We start from the raw sequence: 17,648 nt of genomic DNA, 5'->3' as shown, positions 1-17,648 counted from the left end.
CACGCCAGGCCTCAGGAGTGGGCTCAGTTGGGCTATATCATTGGCACACTTACCAAACGGCGGTTGAATACGTTGGACTTCGTGCCAGCAAAAAGCAATCGCAGGCTGGTTCTCAGCTTGTCAGCCTAATTCGTTGATGTTAATGTCGATTTCCGTATCTCCTCGCGGTAGGCTCGGCCTGTCTAAAGAACTATGAAGAAAACTTCCAACGCTGCTCAACGGGGATCGGAGATTGCCGGCAACAGGTTCCCATCCTGGAAGAAGGCAACCCTTGCTTCAGCCGCCGCACTAGCCACCATGGGCGTATGCCTGGATGCCCAGGCCTTGGCGCTGGGTGCCATCACCGTGCGCTCTGCCCTTGGCGAGCCCCTGCGCGCTGAGATCGAAGTGCCGCAGATCTCCTCCGAGGAAGCCTCCTCCTTTCAAGCCCGCATTGCATCCCCGCAAGCATTCCGCTCGGTTGGTGTGGATTACACACAGGCATTGAGTGGTACTCGCCTCACGCTGGAGCGGCGCTCCAACGGGCAAGCGTATCTGCGGCTGGTGGGCGAACGCCCCATCAATGAGCCCTTCGTCGGAGTGGTGATCGAGGCCAACTGGGCGAACGGCCGCATGGTGCGCGACTACACCATGCTCGTCGATCCACCAGGGCGTGTACCGGCACCAGCGGCACCATTACCCGCTCCTCAAACTCAATTGCCCCTCGGCGCACAAGTACTTCAGGCGCCGCCACCAGCGCCAGTAGCTCGCCCCTCGGTAGCGGAACAGACCACCCCAGCGGCCTCCCCGCGTGCCGCGCAGAGAGCTAAGGCAGCTGAAGCCAGCCAAAGTGGCGGCAATGGGCAAGTGTCGGTTCGCCGTGGCGATACGGCCTACGGCATCGCTTCAGCCAACCTGCCTGCAGGCGTTTCGCTGGATCAAATGCTGATGGCCATGTTGCGCGCCAACCCCAAGGCCTTCGTCCGCGGCAACGTCAACTACATGAAGGCTGGCGCAGTCATTGACCTTCCCAGTTCGGAGCAGGCCGCGGCCATGTCCCGGACGGAAGCACGCCGTGCAGTGGTGGCGCAAAGCCGTGATTTCCAAGCGTTCCGCACCGGTTTGGCCCAAAGCGCGCCCAGCGCACAGGTTGAAGCAGCTGGAAGAAGCGCCTCTGGCCGTGTCTCCGCAAACGTGCGAGATGGCGCGCCCGCGCCGGCCAGCCCGGACCGCCTGACGCTGTCAAAAGGTGCCGCCAGCGCAGCTTCAGCCCCCACCAGCCAAGCAGAAACCGGCTTGGCGCGAACCCGGCAAGCTCAAGAGCAAGCTGATCGCATTGCTGAGTTGAACCGAAACATCGCAGAATTATCTCGCCTGCAGAAAACGCCTCCTGCACCGAAAACGGCACCAACCGCATCCGCAGCCGGAGCGGCCGCCGCAGTGCCCACGATCAATCTACCAACCGGCGCCGCCCAACCCGCCAGCGCTGCGCCAGCACCAGCACCAGCACCAGCACCAGCACCAGCACCAGCACCAGCGGTTGCTGCAGCACCTGTGATTGCTGCGGCATCTGCCGCGGCAGCCAGCCCAAGCACCCCCGCAGCCTCTGCCGCTGAGGCAGCCGCTCTCGCGGCCAGCAAAGCTGCTGCCGCAGCAGCGGCTACTGCTGCAGCTGCAAGTGCTCCCGCGTCCAAGCCACGGCCGGTGGTCAAGCCCGCGCCAATGCCAGTAGAAGAGCCATCACTACTCGATTCGCTCACAGAAAATCCGCTGCTTCCCGTTGCCGGTGGTGGCCTTCTGGCTCTGCTGCTCGGATACGGGTTGTATCGCTCCCGCCGGAAAAAGGACGTTGACGGCCAATTCGACAGCACGCTCACTGAAAGCCGCCCACAAGGTGACTCCTTCTTTGGTTCGAGCGGCGGCAGGCGTGTGGATACGAGTAACCGCACCTCGCACATGGGCAACCAGTCTTCCATGATTTACTCGCCAAGCCAGATCGACGCGGCGGGAGACGTGGATCCGGTTGCTGAGGCCGACGTGTATCTGGCTTATGGCCGCGACATGCAGGCAGAGGAAATCCTCAAGGAAGCGATGCGTGTTAACCCAACACGACTATCCATCCACCGCAAACTGGCGGAGATCTACCTCAAACGCCGCGACGCGCGCGCACTTGAAGCTATAGCCACAGAAGCCAACGCAATCTCCGGTGGAGCCGGCCCAGACTGGGCGTACATCCGCGGCCTGGGTGTGCAGATCGAAGCGGACAACCCGCTCTACTCGGTCGACGCCAGCCTGCTCGGGCCAGACGATGGACCAGATGCGCCCAAGCGCCCCTTCAGCAGCGATACTGGCCCCATGCCAACACGGCTGATTGATGAGAATGGCCTGCCCAGCAGCTTCTCCGCCCTGGATCTTGATTTGGAAAGTGCTCCCGTCAAGGCCCCCACGATCAAGCCATCAAAAGCTCCAGTAGCAGCCAGCCCAGCGCCGGTGGCTGCAGCTGTAGCGGCCGCGGCAGTTGCAGCGGCAGCACCAAAAGCGCCAGCGCCTGCCCCGCGGGTTGTGTCCGCAGCCGATATCCCTCCACTGGATTTCGATCTTGACCTGGATATTGGAGGCGGCGCAGTATTTGCGAGTTCCGCCCCAATGGAGCTCGATCTACCAACGCCCAAGCCTGCGGCACCGGTCGTTCGCGCAGCCCCAGCTCCGTCCCTGCCACCGCTGCCCGCGTCCCCCTCCATCGATACCGGAAACTCCGGCATGATTGAGTTCGATCTGGAAGCACTCTCCGTTAATCCGGATTCACGCTCTGGCGGAGAACTCAGCACAGAGCAACCTGATGCGGCAGACGATCTCGATGACAACCCTCTGAGCACCAAAATGGCTTTGGCTCAAGAGTTCCATGCTATTGGCGATACAGAAGGTGCCCGTAGTCTCATCACGGAGGTGGTGGCTGAAGCCACCGGGCCACTCAAGGCACGCGCAGAGCGCTTTCTGAATGAGCTGAGTTGAACCCATGAGGCTTGCGCTCGGCCTCAGCTACGATGGCCGCGCCTACCAGGGCTGGCAAAGCCAGTTGACCGGGCTCACGGTTCAGGACAAGCTGGAAGCCGCCCTGGCGGCCTTTACGACCCAACCGGTCACCACGCTCTGCGCTGGCCGCACTGATGCGGGCGTGCACGGGCTCATGCAGGTCGTGCACTTCGATATCGACATGAGCCGAGACATGTCTTCCTGGGTGCGTGGTACCAACCGGTACCTTCCCGCCAACATTGCGGTGCAATGGGCGAATGAAGTCACCCCGGAGTTTCATGCCCGTGGCAGCGCCCTCGCCCGCCGATACGCCTACATACTGCTCGAATCGGCCGTGCGGCCCAGCATTGACGCGGGGCGCGTGGGGTGGGTATTCCGCCCCTTGGATGAGCAGGCCATGCAAGCGGCAGCGCTTCATTTGATCGGGGAGCATGATTTCACCTCCTTCCGAGCTTCGGCGTGCCAGGCACTTTCGCCCGTAAAACACATTAAACGAGTAAGCATTACCCGCCGAGGTGCCTATTGGCGCTTCGATTTTGAAGCCAATGCGTTCTTACACCACATGATCCGGAACATCATGGGCTGCTTGATCGCGGTTGGCCATGGCGCACAAACACCTGATTGGCTGCGCGAAGTACTGCAAGCACGCGATCGAAAAGCGGCGGCACCCACCTTCGCGCCCGAAGGCCTGTATTTTCTTGGCCCGGTCTACGATCCGAAATGGGAATTGCCAGAGCGGACGCCCGCGTATGATTGGCTGCCATTATGAGTAGCAGAACCCGCATCAAGATCTGTGGTTTGACACGCGAAGAAGACGTGGATGCAGCCGTGGCTGCCGGGGTAGACGCCATAGGTTTCGTGCGCTATGCCAAAAGCCCGCGTCACGTCAGCGCGGAGCGCGCGGCCGAGTTGATCCGCAGGTTACCGCCCTTCGTCAGTTCAGTGCTGCTTTATGTGAATGCCACTGCGCAGCAGATTGCATCCGATTGCGCCCTTTGCGCACCGACCTTGCTCCAATTTCATGGCGACGAAACGCCAGCCGAATGCGAAGCCATCGCTCAAACCTGCGCTCGACCATGGGTTCGCGCAGCGCGTATTCCGCTCGGTACGGCAGCGCAGTTCGACTTGCTAGAATTCACCCAGGATTTTCATCACGCCCAAGCCATCTTGCTCGACGCTGAAGTCGAGGGTTATGGCGGCGGCGGCAAGGCATTTCAGTGGTCACTACTACCACCAAGCGTCAACGCTCACCTCGTCTTATCTGGTGGACTCACACCTGCAAACGTGGGAGACGGTGTGCGCGCGCTCCGCAAGCGGGGATTTTCACTCGCGGTTGACGTCAGTTCTGGCGTCGAAGCGGATGGCCCCGAAGGCAAGCCGCTTAAGGGCATCAAGGATGCTGGCAAGATCCAGCAATTCGTTGCCGCTGTGAAAGCCGCTGATTCCCATGGCGACTGACTCGCGCCGCTAGATTGCTGTTCAGTGCCCGATGACTGAACCCCAAACCCGGTTGCGGTCTGTTGTCCCTATTTGGAGAGACCGCCCTCACGGCGCGTCATTCGTGTTCATCTAAAAAAACCTTGTTTATCCCATGTCCACCTACCATCAACCCGATGCCTCCGGACACTTTGGTCCTTACGGCGGCAGCTTCGTCAGCGAAACGCTGACCTTCGCCATCAGTGAGTTGCGAGAGGCTTACGCCAAATTCCAGAACGACCCTGAGTTTCTGACCGAATTCCACTACGAGCTCGCCCATTACGTGGGCCGGCCCTCCCCCGTCTACCACGCGGCTCGCACCAGCCGGGAGCTAGGCGGTGCGCAGATCTACCTGAAGCGGGAGGATCTCAACCACACCGGCGCGCACAAGATCAACAACGTCATCGGTCAAGCCATGCTGGCCAAGCGCATGGGCAAGCCGCGCGTCATTGCGGAAACTGGTGCAGGCCAGCACGGCGTAGCCACTGCAACCATCTGCGCGCGCTACGGGCTCGAATGCGTGGTCTATATGGGTAGCGAAGACGTCAAGCGCCAAAGCCCGAACGTTTACCGCATGAAGCTCCTGGGCGCCACGGTGATTCCGGTTGAATCAGGCAGCAAAACGCTCAAAGACGCGCTGAACGAGGCCATGCGTGACTGGGTAGCCAATGTGGACAATACCTTCTACATCATCGGCACCGTCGCCGGCCCGCACCCCTACCCTGCCATGGTCCGAGACTTCCAAAGCGTGATCGGCAAGGAATGCCTGACCCAGATGCCTGAAATGCTGGCCGCACAGAACATTGCGGCCGAACAACCTGATGCAGTCATTGCCTGCGTAGGTGGTGGCAGTAACGCCATGGGCATCTTCTATCCCTATATCCCCTACGAAAAAACCCGCCTGATAGGCGTGGAAGCTGCTGGCGAAGGTTTGGAGAGCGGCAAACATTCCGCCAGCCTGCAGCGTGGCTCCAGTGGCGTGCTCCACGGCAATCGGACCTACATACTGCAAGACGACAACGGGCAGATCACTGAAACTCACAGTGTCAGCGCTGGCCTGGACTACCCGGGGGTGGGCCCTGAGCACGCATGGCTGAAAGACATTGGCCGCGCCGAATACGTAGGTGCGACTGATGTGGAGGCCCTGGCTGCCTTCCATCATCTGTGTCGAACTGAAGGCATCATCCCCGCACTCGAATCCAGCCACGCTTTCGCCTACGCCATGAAGCTCGCCCCCACGATGCGGCCAGACCAATCCATCCTGGTCAACCTTTCAGGACGTGGCGACAAAGACATTGGTACCGTGGCCGACCTCGACGGCGCAGAGTTCTATGATCGCCCCTCCATGCGTGGCCATGTCGTCAAAGGCATACCGACCGGCAAAGGAGGTAAATCATGAGCCGCATCGCCGCAACTTTCGAAAAGCTCCAGAAGGAAGGCCGTAAAGCGCTGATTCCGTACGTCACGGCTGGTTTTCCGTACGCCGACATCACGCCCGCCTTGATGCACGGAATGGTGACCGCTGGCGCGAATGTGATCGAACTCGGCGTGCCTTTCTCTGATCCCAGCGCCGACGGCCCGGTGATCCAGAAAGCGGGAGACCGCGCACTTTCGCTAGGAATTGGCCTGAAGCAGGTCCTGGCTATGGTCAAGGTCTTTCGCGAAAAAGACTCCACCACGCCGGTCGTACTGATGGGTTACGCCAACCCGATTGAACGCTACGACCAGAAAAACGGCACCGACGCCTTCATTCTCGACGCCGCAGCAGCAGGTGTTGATGGCGTGCTGGTGGTGGACTATCCACCTGAGGAATGCGAAGCCTTCGCCAGCAAGCTGAAAGACAACGGCATTGATCTCATCTTCCTGCTTGCACCCACCTCCACCGAGCAGCGCATGCTTGAAGTCGCTCAGGTCGCAAGCGGTTATGTTTACTACGTTTCGCTCAAGGGCGTCACTGGCTCGGGAACCCTGAACACGGCGGAAGTGGAAAGCATGTTGCCGCGCATCCGCCAGCACGTGCATGTTCCCGTGGGTGTGGGCTTCGGAATCCGTGATGCGGAGACAGCCAGGGCCATTGGACGCATCGCGGACGCGGTGGTCATTGGCAGCCGGTTGATTCAACTTATAGAAGACCAACCCCACGAGCGCGTGATTGCGGTGGCGGCTGATTTCCTGCGCGGCATCCGTACCGCCCTGGACGCCTGATAATCACCCATCTCCTGCCCATTTTCGCTTTCGGCCCTTCAAGGCCGACAGTCTCCAAGGAACTTCCATGAGTTGGCTTGAAAAGCTTCTTCCTCCCAAGATCCAAAAATCCGACGTCGCTGATCGGCGGCAGATGCCCGAAGGCCTCTGGATCAAGTGCCCTCAGTGTGACACTGTGCTGTACAAAACCGATCTGGAACAAAACCAGAACGTCTGCCCTCATTGCAGCCACCACCACCGCCTGGGTGGGCGCGAGCGGCTGAATGTCTTTCTCGACAACGAAGGGCGTTACGAGATTGGCCAGGAAGTCGTGCCGGTAGATGCGCTCAAGTTCAAAGACAGCAGGAAGTATCCGGAGCGCATCAAGGAAGCGATGGAAAACACCGGGGAAACCGATGCGCTGGTGGTCATGGGCGGTGCCGTCCATTCGATCAACGTAGTGGCTGCCGCGTTCGAATTTGACTTCATGGGCGGCTCCATGGGCTCCGTGGTCGGTGAACGCTTCGTGCGCGGCGTTGAAACCGCCGTAGAGCAAAAAGTGCCCTTCATCTGCTTTACCGCCACAGGTGGCGCGCGAATGCAAGAAGGCTTGCTTTCATTGATGCAGATGGCCAAGACCAACGCCGCGCTGACGCGTTTGGCCAAGAAGGGCTTGCCATACATCAGCGTGCTCACCGACCCAACCATGGGTGGCGTTTCAGCCGGTTTTGCCTTCGTGGGTGATGTAGTGATCGCTGAGCCCAAAGCACTGATCGGCTTTGCCGGCCCCCGCGTGATCGAGAGCACGGTGCGTGTCACGCTGCCAGAGGGCTTTCAGCGAGCCGAATTCCTGCAAACCAAAGGTGCTGTCGATTTCATTTGCGATCGCCGCGAACTGCGCGAAAAGATCGCCAAGGTGCTTGCCATGTTGCAGCGTCAACCGACTGACGCGGTAAGCTGAACCTTCAAAAAGCCAGTCGGCCACCACCGAACGGACCACAACACGCCAACGGGCCCCGCGGGGCCCGTTGGCTATTGGATTTCCGCTTTCAGTCGAAGCGCTTCGGCGCAGTCAAAATTAAACCCCCAGCACCACGCCACCCAACAGACTCGCTTGGGCAGCCCCAAGCATGATGCTGGCAATCTGAAGCAGCACCAGCAACGCCAGTGGAGAAAGATCAATTCCACCGATGAGTGGAATGATCCGGCGCAGCGGTGCGAGCAAAGGCGCGCTCAAGCGGTCAAAGACGTCCCCTATCGGGCTGCGGCTCTGTGTCCATGACAGGAGTACGGAGACTAAAACCACCGAGGTAGCCACCGAAATGGCAAGTTTGAAGATACCGAGGAGCGCCAATACCGGGAGCACGGCCCATGAGTGGCCCCCTAAAAGAAGCATCATGACGATGAATTGGAGCAATTTGACCAACCAGGCCCCGAGCAGGCTGGCTGCATCCAGTGATCCGCGCGGCGGAAGCAGGCGCCGCAACGGAAGGACCAGCCAATCAGTGAGTGCCAGCACAAACCGGCCCACCGGGTTTTGCATGGACATTCGGCGCCACCCCATATACAGGCGCAGCAGACACGCGCCGCCCACTAAAGTGGCCGCAACTTCAAGCAGGAAAGAAATGATTTGGTAGAGCATCGGCTGCCGAATGAACGGCCAGAGGATTCATATGCGTGCGATCATAGCGACACCTATGGCTGACGAACCACTTACCCTCCATTGGCTGCCGTTATTTCCGCTGGGCACCGTGCTATTTCCAGGCGGAGAACTCCCGCTGCGTATTTTTGAAGTGCGCTATCTGGACCTTATGGACAAGTGCCAAAAAGCAGGCGCTCCCTTCGGCGTGGTCAATATACGCCAAGGCCATGAAGTTCAGGTTGCCGGCGCGCCTGATGAGCAGTTGCAAGCTGAAGGCACACTGGCACACATCGTGAAGCTGGAGCGACCTCAATCAGGCCTTTTCGTGGTGCAGTGTGAAGGCCGGCAACGCTTTCGCGTGGTTCGGCACGAGCGGCTCAAGCACGGGTTGTGGGTAGCAGATGTCGTATTGCTGGCCGATGATGCAGCTGTCAGCATCCCCGAAGACCTCCAACACACGGCCCAGGCGCTGCGTCAGCTGAGAAACTCACTTCGTGAACGCGGCGCTATTGCGTCGGATGATGCCGAAAGTGCCTATCAGGACTGCGGTTGGGTGGCTAACCGCTGGTGCGAATTGCTGCCGTTGTCCACTGAGATGAAGCAGCGCCTGATGACCCTTGACAACCCCCTGCTCCGCCTTGAGCTTGTGGCGGACATCTTGAGCCGCGAAGGCATATGACCAGGAAACGGCGACGACCACACTATGTACGTCGCGGCTGAAACCAAGTGTAGGAGATCACCCTCCGGGGCGGTATTCAGGCACGAATTGGCTCAGGAACCGCCGAACCTCAGGCCCGGACAGTCCTCCGCCAAGATCCGAGATACCTGCTTCTATTTCAATCAGCTTGCCAAGCTCAGATGACGCCACCTTGGCGACGCGCAACTTCGGGTGCGGCGTTGGCTCGGTGGTTTCATCGTCCGCAAGCAGCTCTTCATAAAGCTTTTCGCCAGGTCGCAGGCCCGTGTACACAATAGGTATCTCGGCTTCGGATTTTCCGGAAAGTCGGATCAACATGCGTGCCAGCTCAGCGATCTTGACGGGCTCACCCATGTCGAGCACGAAAATCTGGCCCGAACGCCCCATCAAACCGGCCTGAAGCACCAACTGCGCGGCTTCCGGGATCGTCATGAAGTAGCGCACGATATCCGGGTGCGTGACCGTCACCGGCCCTCCCTGCTCTATCTGTGCAGAGAAAAGCGGCACCACGGAGCCACTAGAACCCAGAACGTTTCCAAATCGAACCGAGACGAACTGCGTATCGGAGCACAGCGCCGCTACCTCCTGGACCACCTGCTCTGCCAAGCGCTTGCTGGCACCCATCACACTCGTAGGATTGACTGCTTTGTCCGTGGAGACCAGTACGAAACGCCGAGCCCCTACCTGACCAGCCACGCGCGCCGCGTGCAAGGTTCCGAGCACATTGGTACGCAGGGCTTCGACTTCATTGCCCCTCTCCATGAGTGGCACGTGTTTGTATGCCGCAGCGTGCAGCATCACAGCGGGCTGATAACGCGTGGCAATGGCCAGGAGGCGCTCCGGTTCACGCACACTCGCTGTCAGGTACACGCCCTGCATGTTTGGAAAGCTTTTTCGGAGTTCCTGCTCCAGTTGGTAGATGGCATATTCCGATTGGTCTACACACACCAGCCTGGCCACGCCAAAGCGCGCCACCTGGCGGCACAACTCCGAACCAATAGATCCTGCTGCGCCCGTCACCAGCACGGTCTGGCCCCCCAGCAAGCTTGACAGGCCGCGCGCATCCAGTTGTACCGGCGCACGCCCCAGGAGATCTTCAAGCTGGACCTCACGAGGCGCAATACCGCCGGGGCTCAGCCATTCGTCTGCGCTAGGCAGGGTGAGCAAGGTTAAGCCAGAGCCCGACCAACGCATGAGGACCTCGCGCCTGAGTTCGGCCCCCGCAGGGCTGGCCAGCAGAACGGTGCCTATGCCTCCGTCCTGTGCAAGCTTTGCCAACTGCTCAACCCCACCCGATACGGGCACGCCTTGCAGCGTGCGGCCGGTGTCCTGCACGTGGGGTGAAACGATTCCACTGACCTGCCAGCCGGCGACTCCTTTGAGTGTGCGCAAAGCCTGATCAGCCTCTTCCAATGTGCCGACGATCAACAAGGCCCGCGAACCAGGCGCACTGGATGCGGGCGCGTGGATCAATTCCATCAGCGTGCGCCAGGCAGCCCTGGCGCCGGCCAGAAAGACCAATGCCAAAAGCGCGCTGATCAGAAAGACGGAGCGTGGAAAGCCTTCGACGCGCAGCCCCATCACCACCGTGGTGGTCAGAAGCCCGCCCAGCGCTACTCCGGCCGCCAGACGCCGCAGATCGGCCAAGCTGACATACCGCCAGGATTGGCGAGGCACGTGCATCAGGGTGAGCCCACAGGCCATGCCCAGCAACGCAATGGGGGTGGTGAGCAAGGCGTCCTGCACGTAGCGCGCAGGCAAGCCCAGATTGAAGCGCAGCCAGAACGCGGCCCACCACGCCAGCGCAATTAAAGCCAGATCGGGCAGCCAGCTCTTGCTGACCAAGGTGCGCCGTAGTTCAGTCAGCATGGACCTATTTTCGCTATTTTTTGACGCTAATCCGACTACCTGGAAAAAACACTGGCCCTCTTTCCAACAGAGCGAGACTTCAGACCGGATTTACAACGGGGAGCGCGCGCAAATAGCCGTCGATCCCCGCACCACCAGCGACGGTGCGAACCGCGATGCATGCCCGGTTTGGCTGGGAACCAAAGTAGAACTGCCTTCAAAGCGCATCAACAAAAGGCTGGTTGCGTACCGGCCCATATCTTGCACGGGCAACTGCACCGTAGTGAGGCCATCACCAATCAGCTTGAACCAGACTGGGTCGCCGTAGCCTACAACCGAGATATCTTCGGGCCAGCGCAAGCGCAGGCCGCGCAGGGCCTCCAGCGCGCCGATCGTGAGGCTAGAGCTGCCCACTACCAAAGCGGTAGGCCGCTGGGTCCCACCTGCCAGCAGCGAAGTCACGGCATGTTGGGCAAACTCCGGCCGTGGGGGGCCAAGCGCTGCGTGAGATGCATCCAACCCATGCTCGGCCATCACCGTCCGGAACCCCTCATGCCGGTCCAGCCCGCAACTGATGTCAGGATGGGTGCCCACGTAGGCGATCCGGCGATGGCCGTAGTTGACCAGATGCCGGGTTGCAGAAGCCACTCCTGCGAAATCGTCGATCAGCACCGCCTCATGCGCAATCCCTGGGTGGTGGCGCACGAGTTGAGCCGCATTGACACCACGCAGCATGTCCAGGGTTTCTGCCCGTATGCCGCTACTGGGCGTGATGATGACCCCTGCCGCACGAGAGACGAGCAGCGCACGAACATCGCCCATCTCACGGTCTGGGTCGTCTTCAGTAATGCTGAGCGCAAGGTGAAAGCCGCGTGCCGCCGCAGCATCGGCCACGATCTGGGCCATGGAGGCGTAAAACTCGTTGCGGATGTCAGGGATGACCAGCCCCAGCACCGGCCCATGTGTGCCGCGCATGCTCTGCGCCAGCCCATTAGGCACGTAGCCCAATTCACGGGCACGTGCCTGCACCCTCAGTTTGGTCTCCGACTTGACGTTGGGGTGATCAGCGAGTGCGCGCGAGACCGTGGAATGCGACATGGCCAAGTCGTCCGCAATATTGCGGATGGTGACAGTGGCGTTGCCTGCGTGAATTGTGGCTTTCATTTTCGCCATCCTACCTGTCATGCCAACCACGGCATCCGAGCCAATTGCTGCTGCTGAAAAGCGGAAATACGATCCGCCTCGCGCTCTGTAAGGGCAATGTCGTCCAACCCCTTAAGCAGCGCCTGCCTGCGCCCGGCGTCCATGGTGAAGGGATAGACCACGCCATCAGGCCCGGTCACTTCATTGGTTCGAAGATCCACCCCACAACGCGCACCTGGGCTGGCCAGCAACTGCGCCATTAGTATGGCCACCTGGTCGGCCGGCAGCTCCACGGGCAGCAGGCCATTGTTCAGGCTATTGCCGTAGAAAATCGGGCCAAAGCTTGGCGCAATGACGGCGCGCACACCATAGTCCAGGTGCGCCCACACGGCGTGCTCACGCGATGAACCACAGCCGTAGTTAGCGCCGGCCACGATGATGCGAGCGCCTTGGTAGGCCGGTTGATTGAGGATGAAATCCGGCTGGTCGTGGCCATTGACATCGTATCGAAGGCTACCGAAAAGCCCTTCTCCCAGCCCGTGGCGCGAGACGGTCACCAACCAGCGCTGAGGAATGATGGCATCGGTATCGATGTTGGTTCGGTCCAGTGGCAGTGCGATGCCCTCAATCACTTCAAATTTCTGCATAAGGTGCTTTCAGCTCGCGGTGATCAATGATTCGGCCGGCAACCGCAGCCGCCGCAGCGCTCGCCGGACTAGCCAGATGGGTGCGCGCGCCCGGCCCCTGCCGCCCTTCAAAGTTGCGGTTGGAGGTGGAGACACAGCGCTGCCCGGGGGCCACCTTGTCCGCATTCATACCTACGCACATGGAACATCCCGGTTCACGCCATTCGAAACCGGCGTCCATGAAAATCTTATCGAGCCCAAGAGCCTCAGCCTCACGCCTGACGGCACTCGAGCCCGGCACGACCATGGCGTGCACGTGCGAAGCCACGCGGTACCCCTTGATAAGGGTAGCGGCCTCCTGCAGATCCGATAGTCGGCCATTGGTACACGAACCAATGAACACGCGGTCCACTGACTGCCCTTCCAGCGAAGTACCAGGCTCCAGCCCCATGTACTCATAAGAGCGCCGCCACTGGGCAGCTTCCTCCGCATCACGGGCCTCGCCAAGAAGCGGAAGGCGTTCCTGCGCAGCCAAAGCCTGCGCCGGGGTAATGCCCCAGGTGAACTGGGGTGAATGCAGCAAAACCTTGATCTCCAACTCTTCGGAGTATCTCGCACCCGCATCGCCGCGCCAGGTAGCCCACTGCGCGAGCGCCTGGTCCAGCTGTGGCAGCGCCTGGCATCGCTGACGCAGATACGACAAGGTGATCTCGTCTGGCGCGATCACCGCCGCACGCGCGCCTGCCTCAATCCCCATGTTGCACAAGGTGAAGCGTGCCTCCATGCTCAGCGCATCCACGACATTGCCGCACATTTCCACGAAACCTGCAGCCGCACCACGAACACCAATGCGCCGCAGCAAATACAGAGCCAGATCCTTGGCTGAAAGCCCTGGGGCAATTTCGCCGTTGAGGTGGATGCGCATCGCGTGAGGCATGTGTAGCGCAAGCGTCTGTGTAGCCAATACATGCTCCACTTCGGACGTGCCTATCCCCCACGCCCAGGCACCCAAGGCGCCCAGGGTGCACGTGTGGCTGTCGCCGCAAACCACCGTCATGCCCGGGTGCACCAGCCCCTGCTCCGGCGCAACAACATGCACGATGCCCTGCCCCGGGTCGCCCAGATCGAAATGGCGGATGCCAAACTGGCTGGCATTGCGGCGCAGCGCCACAATCATCTCCTCGCCACCAGGCACAGTGGCATCTCCTCTCCCCGTTTCTGTAGAAACGATGTGATCGGCCATGGCGAAAGTTCGCTCTGGGTTGCGCACTCTGCGGCCCGAAGCACGAAGTCCGTCGAACGCCTGAGGGCTGGAAAGATCGTGAACCAGGTGGCGATCCACATGGATCAGCATGCGCCCATCAGCCAGTTCGCCCACGCAATGGGCATCCCAGAGTTTGTCGAACAGGGTTCTCGGAGCGCCTGAGGCTTGCGTCATGGAAGTGGTTGATTAGCTTTGCACACGTAATCATTTTAAGCCTCCAACGAATACCATTCTTCCAATTTTTCAAAACCCATTGACAGCTAAAACTGTTTTAGCTAATCTCCAATCCGTTTTGCACACGTGTGCATTTTAAGAATCCGACTCACCCTCATGCGTATCACTGACATCCGCGAACTCACCGTCCCGCTCGAAGGCAATATTGCCAACGCTTTGGTCAACTTCTCCGAACACACCGTCTCGCTGGTCGCTGTTTTCACAGATGTGGTGCGTCAGGGCAAACCACTCGTAGGCTTGGCGTTCGACTCCATTGGCCGCTTCGCCCAAGGTGGCTTACTACGCGAACGATTCATTCCGCGCCTGTTGGCGGCGCCACCGGCGGATCTGCTCACGGACGATGGCACTGCGTTCGATGCAGCCCGCGCTCTGAAGGTGATGATGCGCAACGAGAAGCCCGGGGGCCACGGCGACCGCGCTGCAGCGGTTGGCGCACTCGAACTCGCGCTGTGGGACCTCAACGCCAAACTGCGCGATGAGCCGGCCTGCCACACCATTGCGCGCCACTTCGGCCGCACAGCCGCTGATGGCGTGCACGTGTATGCGGCCGGCGGCTACTACTACCCCGGTGAAGACAACGTACGACGGCTGTCTGACGAACTTGCAGGCTACCGCGATCAAGGCTTTAGCGCGTTCAAGATCAAGATAGGAGGCGCCTCACTCTCCCAGGATATGGAGCGAGTGCATGCTGCCTTGGAAATGGCAGGCGGTGGAAGCAATCTGGCGGTAGATGCCAATGGGCGGTTCGATTTACCCACCGCCCTTGAGTACGCGGAACAGCTCAAGCCCCTGGAGTTGCGCTGGTATGAGGAAGTCGGTGACCCACTGGACTTCGAACTCAATCGGTTGGTGATTGAGGGCTACGGCGGCAGAGTCGCCACTGGTGAAAACCTGTTCTCTACAGCAGACGTACGCAACCTTCTGCGCTTTGGCGGCATGCGCCGTGGCATTGATGTGTTTCAGATGGATGCCGGATTGGCCTATGGCTTAACCGAATACACAAACATGCTGGCACTGATGGAAGCGGCGGGCTACGACCGTGCTCAAGCCCATCCGCACGGGGGGCATCTGATCAATTTACACATTGCCACCGGTCTCGGGCTGGGAGGTTGCGAAGCCTACCCTGGCGTGTTTCAGCCTTTCGGTGGCTATCCACCTGGCTGCGCTGTAGGCGGCGGTTTGGTTCGCCCTACAGACGCGCCCGGTTTCGGCCTGGAAGCGAAGCAAGAGCTCGCACCTTCACTGCGTCAACTCCTGGCTTGAGCGAAAGAGGCTTCAAATGAAAATCGCAGTCATGGGATGTGGAGCCATGGGCTCGGTGTACGCCGGGCTTCTGGCGAGTGCGGGGAATGAATTACAGGTCATAGACCGTTGGCAGGAGCATGTGCAAACGATCCGTGACCAGGGTCTGCGTGTGGAAGGCGCCAGCGGCGACCGTACTGTGCGCATGGCGGCCGCTACGGAGGTCCCGCACGAACCCATGGACTTGGTGATCATCGCCACCAAGGCCTCGCAAACCGCACAAGCCGCGCGCGATGCACGTGCCATGCTGGCCCCGCACACCGTGGTGCTGACCATACAAAATGGCCTGGGAAGTGCAGATCTTGTTGCAGAGGAAGTGGGAGCCGATCGACTGCTTGTGGGGGTGGCGGCCGCCTTCGGCGCATCCCTGCGTGGCCCAGCCCACGCTCGGCATGAAGGCATGGCAGCAGTTCGCATGGGCGCTTATGCCGGCTTGCCTTTCGCGCAGGCAGATGGCGTCGCCAAGGTGTGGCGCAGCGCAGGATTCAATGCGGAAGCCGTAGCTGACGTGCTGGCCATGCAGTGGGAAAAACTGATCTGTAACGTGGCCTACAGCGCGCCCTGCGCACTGACGGGCATGACCGTCGGGCAGGTCATGGACGATCCTGGGATAGGTCCGGTGAGCCGAGCTGCCGCCGTGGAAGCATGGCATGTGGCCCGCGCGTGTGGCGTGGCCATTCAGGTTGAGGATGCCGTGGCGCACGTTAGGGCCTTCGGGGCCCGGGTGGCGGATGCCAAACCGTCCGTGCTGCTCGACCATGAAAAACGTCGCCATAGCGAAATTGACGTCATCAACGGCGCCATCCCGCGGCAAGCCGCCAGAGCCGGCCAGGAAGCCCCCGTCAATGCCACCCTCACAGCGCTAGTTAAGCAACGCGAGCGAGATTTTTAAACACGAGAACACACCACTCTTTGAGGAGACATGTATGAACTTACAACGCAGAAAAACAACCCAGGCTCTCGCCGCCGCCCTACTGCTTTCGCCATTTGCAGCACGTGCGCAGGCCTACCCATCCAAGCCAATACGGATGATCGTGCCGTTCTCGGCGGGCGGTACCACGGATGTGATGGGCCGGATCATTGCGCAGCATTTATCGCCTCTGCTCGGCCAGCAGATCGTGATCGACAACCGCCCTGGCGCCAACGGCAACATCGGTACGGACATGGCGGCCAAGTCCCCACCAGACGGCTACACCATGGTGATGAGCTTCGATGGCACCATGGCCATCAATCCCCACACCTACAAGAAGTTGCCGTTTGACCCTCAACGTGATCTGGCCCCCATCATCAACATCGGGCAAGCGGCACTGGTACTGGTGGTGCATCCTTCGGTTCAGGCCAACACCATTCAGGAATTCACAGCACTGGCCAAAGCAGCACCTTCGCCCTTGTTTTTCTCGTCCGCAGGCAATGGAAGCACGGGTCATTTGGCAGGAGAGTTGTATGCCGCGCGCGCAGGCACCCGCATGTCTCACGTCTCGTACAAAGGTGGCGCCCCAGCTCTGCAAGATCTGTTGGCAGGCCAGATCCAGATGCTGGTCACCGCACTCCCCACAGTGGAAGCGCTGATCGCCAATGGCAAGGTACGGGCCCTGGCCGTGACTTCAGCTAAGCGGCTCAGCTCCCTGAAAAACGTACCTACATTGGGCGAAATCTATCCCGGGTACGAGGTGGCTTCGTGGTACGGGCTGTTGGCCCCTGCCGGCACGCCAGCGCCCATCATGCAGACGCTCAACACTGAAATCAACAAAGTGCTTGCGCGAAAAGATGTGCAGGACCGCTTCGAAACGCTGGGCGTGGAACTGCTCGGTGGATCACCACAGCAGTTCGCCGCCACCATCAAGGCAGACACCGCAAAATGGGCAAAGGTGGTCAAGGATGCCAACATCCAACTTGACTGAATCCTGCGCCACCAACAACGAATTGGTGCTGGAGGTAGCTGTGCTTCGCATCCTGGAGGGCCAGGATGCAGCCTTTGAAGTTGCGTTTGGGCAAGCGCGCCTTTGTCTGGATGGCGCGCAAGGATACGTTTCGCACTCTCTGCACCGCAGCGTTGAAGAGCCAAATGTCTACCTGCTCTTCATTCAATGGCGGACGCTGGAGGACCATACGATTGCCTTCCGTGCATCTTCACAGCACGACGAATGGAAGCAATTGTTGGCGCCGTTCTATGACGGACGCCCACTTGTCAATCACTACACCCGCTGCTTCTAGATATTC

The 17,648-nt window shown here is 60.2% G+C and carries 16 protein-coding genes; 11 read left to right on the top strand and 5 right to left on the bottom strand.

Annotation, left to right across the window (positions count from 1 at the left end; translation table 11 throughout):
* The first annotated feature begins 192 nt into the window (after nt 1–192).
* The 6 genes from G518_RS0113975 (at nt 193) to accD (ending at nt 7,633) form a co-directional block, all read left to right on the top strand.
* Nucleotides 193–2,991 (top strand): FimV/HubP family polar landmark protein, encoded by a 2,799-nt coding sequence (locus G518_RS0113975; RefSeq protein WP_051236651.1) that lies wholly within the window; start codon nt 193–195, stop codon nt 2,989–2,991.
* A 4-nt stretch (nt 2,992–2,995) separates the two neighbouring features.
* The gene (gene truA / locus G518_RS0113970; RefSeq protein WP_028603079.1) at nt 2,996–3,781 is read left to right on the top strand and encodes a tRNA pseudouridine(38-40) synthase TruA; all 786 of its coding nucleotides are present in this window, start codon (nt 2,996–2,998) and stop codon (nt 3,779–3,781) included.
* Nucleotides 3,778–4,470 (top strand): phosphoribosylanthranilate isomerase, encoded by a 693-nt coding sequence (locus G518_RS0113965; protein ID WP_028603078.1) that lies wholly within the window; start codon nt 3,778–3,780, stop codon nt 4,468–4,470. The genes truA and G518_RS0113965 overlap by 4 nt, the downstream gene beginning before the upstream one ends.
* Nucleotides 4,471–4,603: 133 nt before the next feature.
* Complete coding sequence (gene trpB / locus G518_RS0113960) at nt 4,604–5,887, top strand: tryptophan synthase subunit beta (RefSeq protein WP_028603077.1); 1,284 nt, start codon at nt 4,604–4,606, stop codon at nt 5,885–5,887.
* Nucleotides 5,884–6,693, top strand: a complete 810-nt coding sequence (gene trpA / locus G518_RS0113955) for a tryptophan synthase subunit alpha (protein ID WP_028603076.1) — start codon at nt 5,884–5,886, stop codon at nt 6,691–6,693. Before trpB ends, trpA begins: the two co-directional genes overlap by 4 nt.
* 67 nt (nt 6,694–6,760) lie before the next feature.
* Nucleotides 6,761–7,633 carry an acetyl-CoA carboxylase, carboxyltransferase subunit beta gene (accD, locus tag G518_RS0113950; RefSeq protein WP_028603075.1) on the top strand — a complete coding sequence of 291 codons (873 nt, stop codon included), beginning with the start codon at nt 6,761–6,763 and terminating at the stop codon, nt 7,631–7,633.
* A gap of 117 nt (nt 7,634–7,750) precedes the next feature.
* On the opposite strand, the gene G518_RS0113945 is transcribed toward accD, so the two are convergent.
* Nucleotides 7,751–8,314: a YggT family protein gene (locus tag G518_RS0113945; protein ID WP_028603074.1), complete on the bottom strand. Its 564-nt coding sequence runs from the start codon at nt 8,312–8,314 to the stop codon at nt 7,751–7,753.
* A 31-nt stretch (nt 8,315–8,345) separates the two neighbouring features.
* Between G518_RS0113945 and G518_RS0113940 the strand changes: the two genes are divergently transcribed.
* The gene (locus G518_RS0113940; RefSeq protein WP_036594715.1) at nt 8,346–8,993 is read left to right on the top strand and encodes an LON peptidase substrate-binding domain-containing protein; all 648 of its coding nucleotides are present in this window, start codon (nt 8,346–8,348) and stop codon (nt 8,991–8,993) included.
* 57 nt (nt 8,994–9,050) lie between these two features.
* Here G518_RS0113940 and G518_RS0113935 read toward each other — a convergent pair whose 3' ends face one another.
* The 4 genes from G518_RS0113935 to leuC all read right to left on the bottom strand — a co-directional run bounded on the left by G518_RS0113935 (nt 9,051) and on the right by leuC (nt 14,066).
* Complete coding sequence (locus G518_RS0113935) at nt 9,051–10,880, bottom strand: polysaccharide biosynthesis protein (protein ID WP_051236649.1); 1,830 nt, start codon at nt 10,878–10,880, stop codon at nt 9,051–9,053.
* A gap of 90 nt (nt 10,881–10,970) precedes the next feature.
* On the bottom strand, nt 10,971–12,023 hold the full coding sequence (locus G518_RS0113930; protein ID WP_036594712.1) for a LacI family DNA-binding transcriptional regulator: 1,053 nt from the start codon (nt 12,021–12,023) through the stop codon (nt 10,971–10,973).
* Nucleotides 12,024–12,040: 17 nt separating this feature from the next.
* A complete protein-coding gene (leuD, locus tag G518_RS0113925; protein WP_028603070.1) occupies nt 12,041–12,649 on the bottom strand; it encodes a 3-isopropylmalate dehydratase small subunit in 609 nt (202 codons plus the stop codon).
* Entirely contained in the window at nt 12,636–14,066 is a 1,431-nt protein-coding gene (leuC, locus tag G518_RS0113920) for a 3-isopropylmalate dehydratase large subunit (RefSeq protein WP_028603069.1), read from the bottom strand. The genes leuD and leuC overlap by 14 nt, the downstream gene beginning before the upstream one ends.
* Before the next feature lie 156 nt (nt 14,067–14,222).
* Between leuC and G518_RS0113915 the strand changes: the two genes are divergently transcribed.
* Genes G518_RS0113915 through G518_RS0113900 form a run of 4 tightly spaced genes read left to right on the top strand, consistent with a single transcriptional unit; the run spans nt 14,223 to nt 17,642 of the window.
* Nucleotides 14,223–15,389: a mandelate racemase/muconate lactonizing enzyme family protein gene (locus G518_RS0113915; RefSeq protein WP_028603068.1), complete on the top strand. Its 1,167-nt coding sequence runs from the start codon at nt 14,223–14,225 to the stop codon at nt 15,387–15,389.
* Between the two features lie 16 nt (nt 15,390–15,405).
* Nucleotides 15,406–16,320, top strand: coding sequence for a ketopantoate reductase family protein (locus G518_RS0113910; protein ID WP_028603067.1), 915 nt, complete (start codon nt 15,406–15,408; stop codon nt 16,318–16,320).
* A gap of 34 nt (nt 16,321–16,354) precedes the next feature.
* Entirely contained in the window at nt 16,355–17,329 is a 975-nt protein-coding gene (locus G518_RS0113905) for a Bug family tripartite tricarboxylate transporter substrate binding protein (RefSeq protein WP_028603066.1), read from the top strand.
* Nucleotides 17,307–17,642 carry an antibiotic biosynthesis monooxygenase family protein gene (locus tag G518_RS0113900; RefSeq protein WP_342663768.1) on the top strand — a complete coding sequence of 112 codons (336 nt, stop codon included), beginning with the start codon at nt 17,307–17,309 and terminating at the stop codon, nt 17,640–17,642. Before G518_RS0113905 ends, G518_RS0113900 begins: the two co-directional genes overlap by 23 nt.
* Nucleotides 17,643–17,648 lie beyond the last annotated feature (6 nt).

It is taken from the genome of Ottowia thiooxydans DSM 14619 (assembly GCF_000422885.1).
GTDB classification, from domain to species: Bacteria; Pseudomonadota; Gammaproteobacteria; order Burkholderiales; family Burkholderiaceae_C; genus Ottowia; species Ottowia thiooxydans.
The sequence above is the reverse complement of the archived record's forward strand: the minus strand, read 5'-3'. Positions and strand labels throughout refer to the sequence as shown.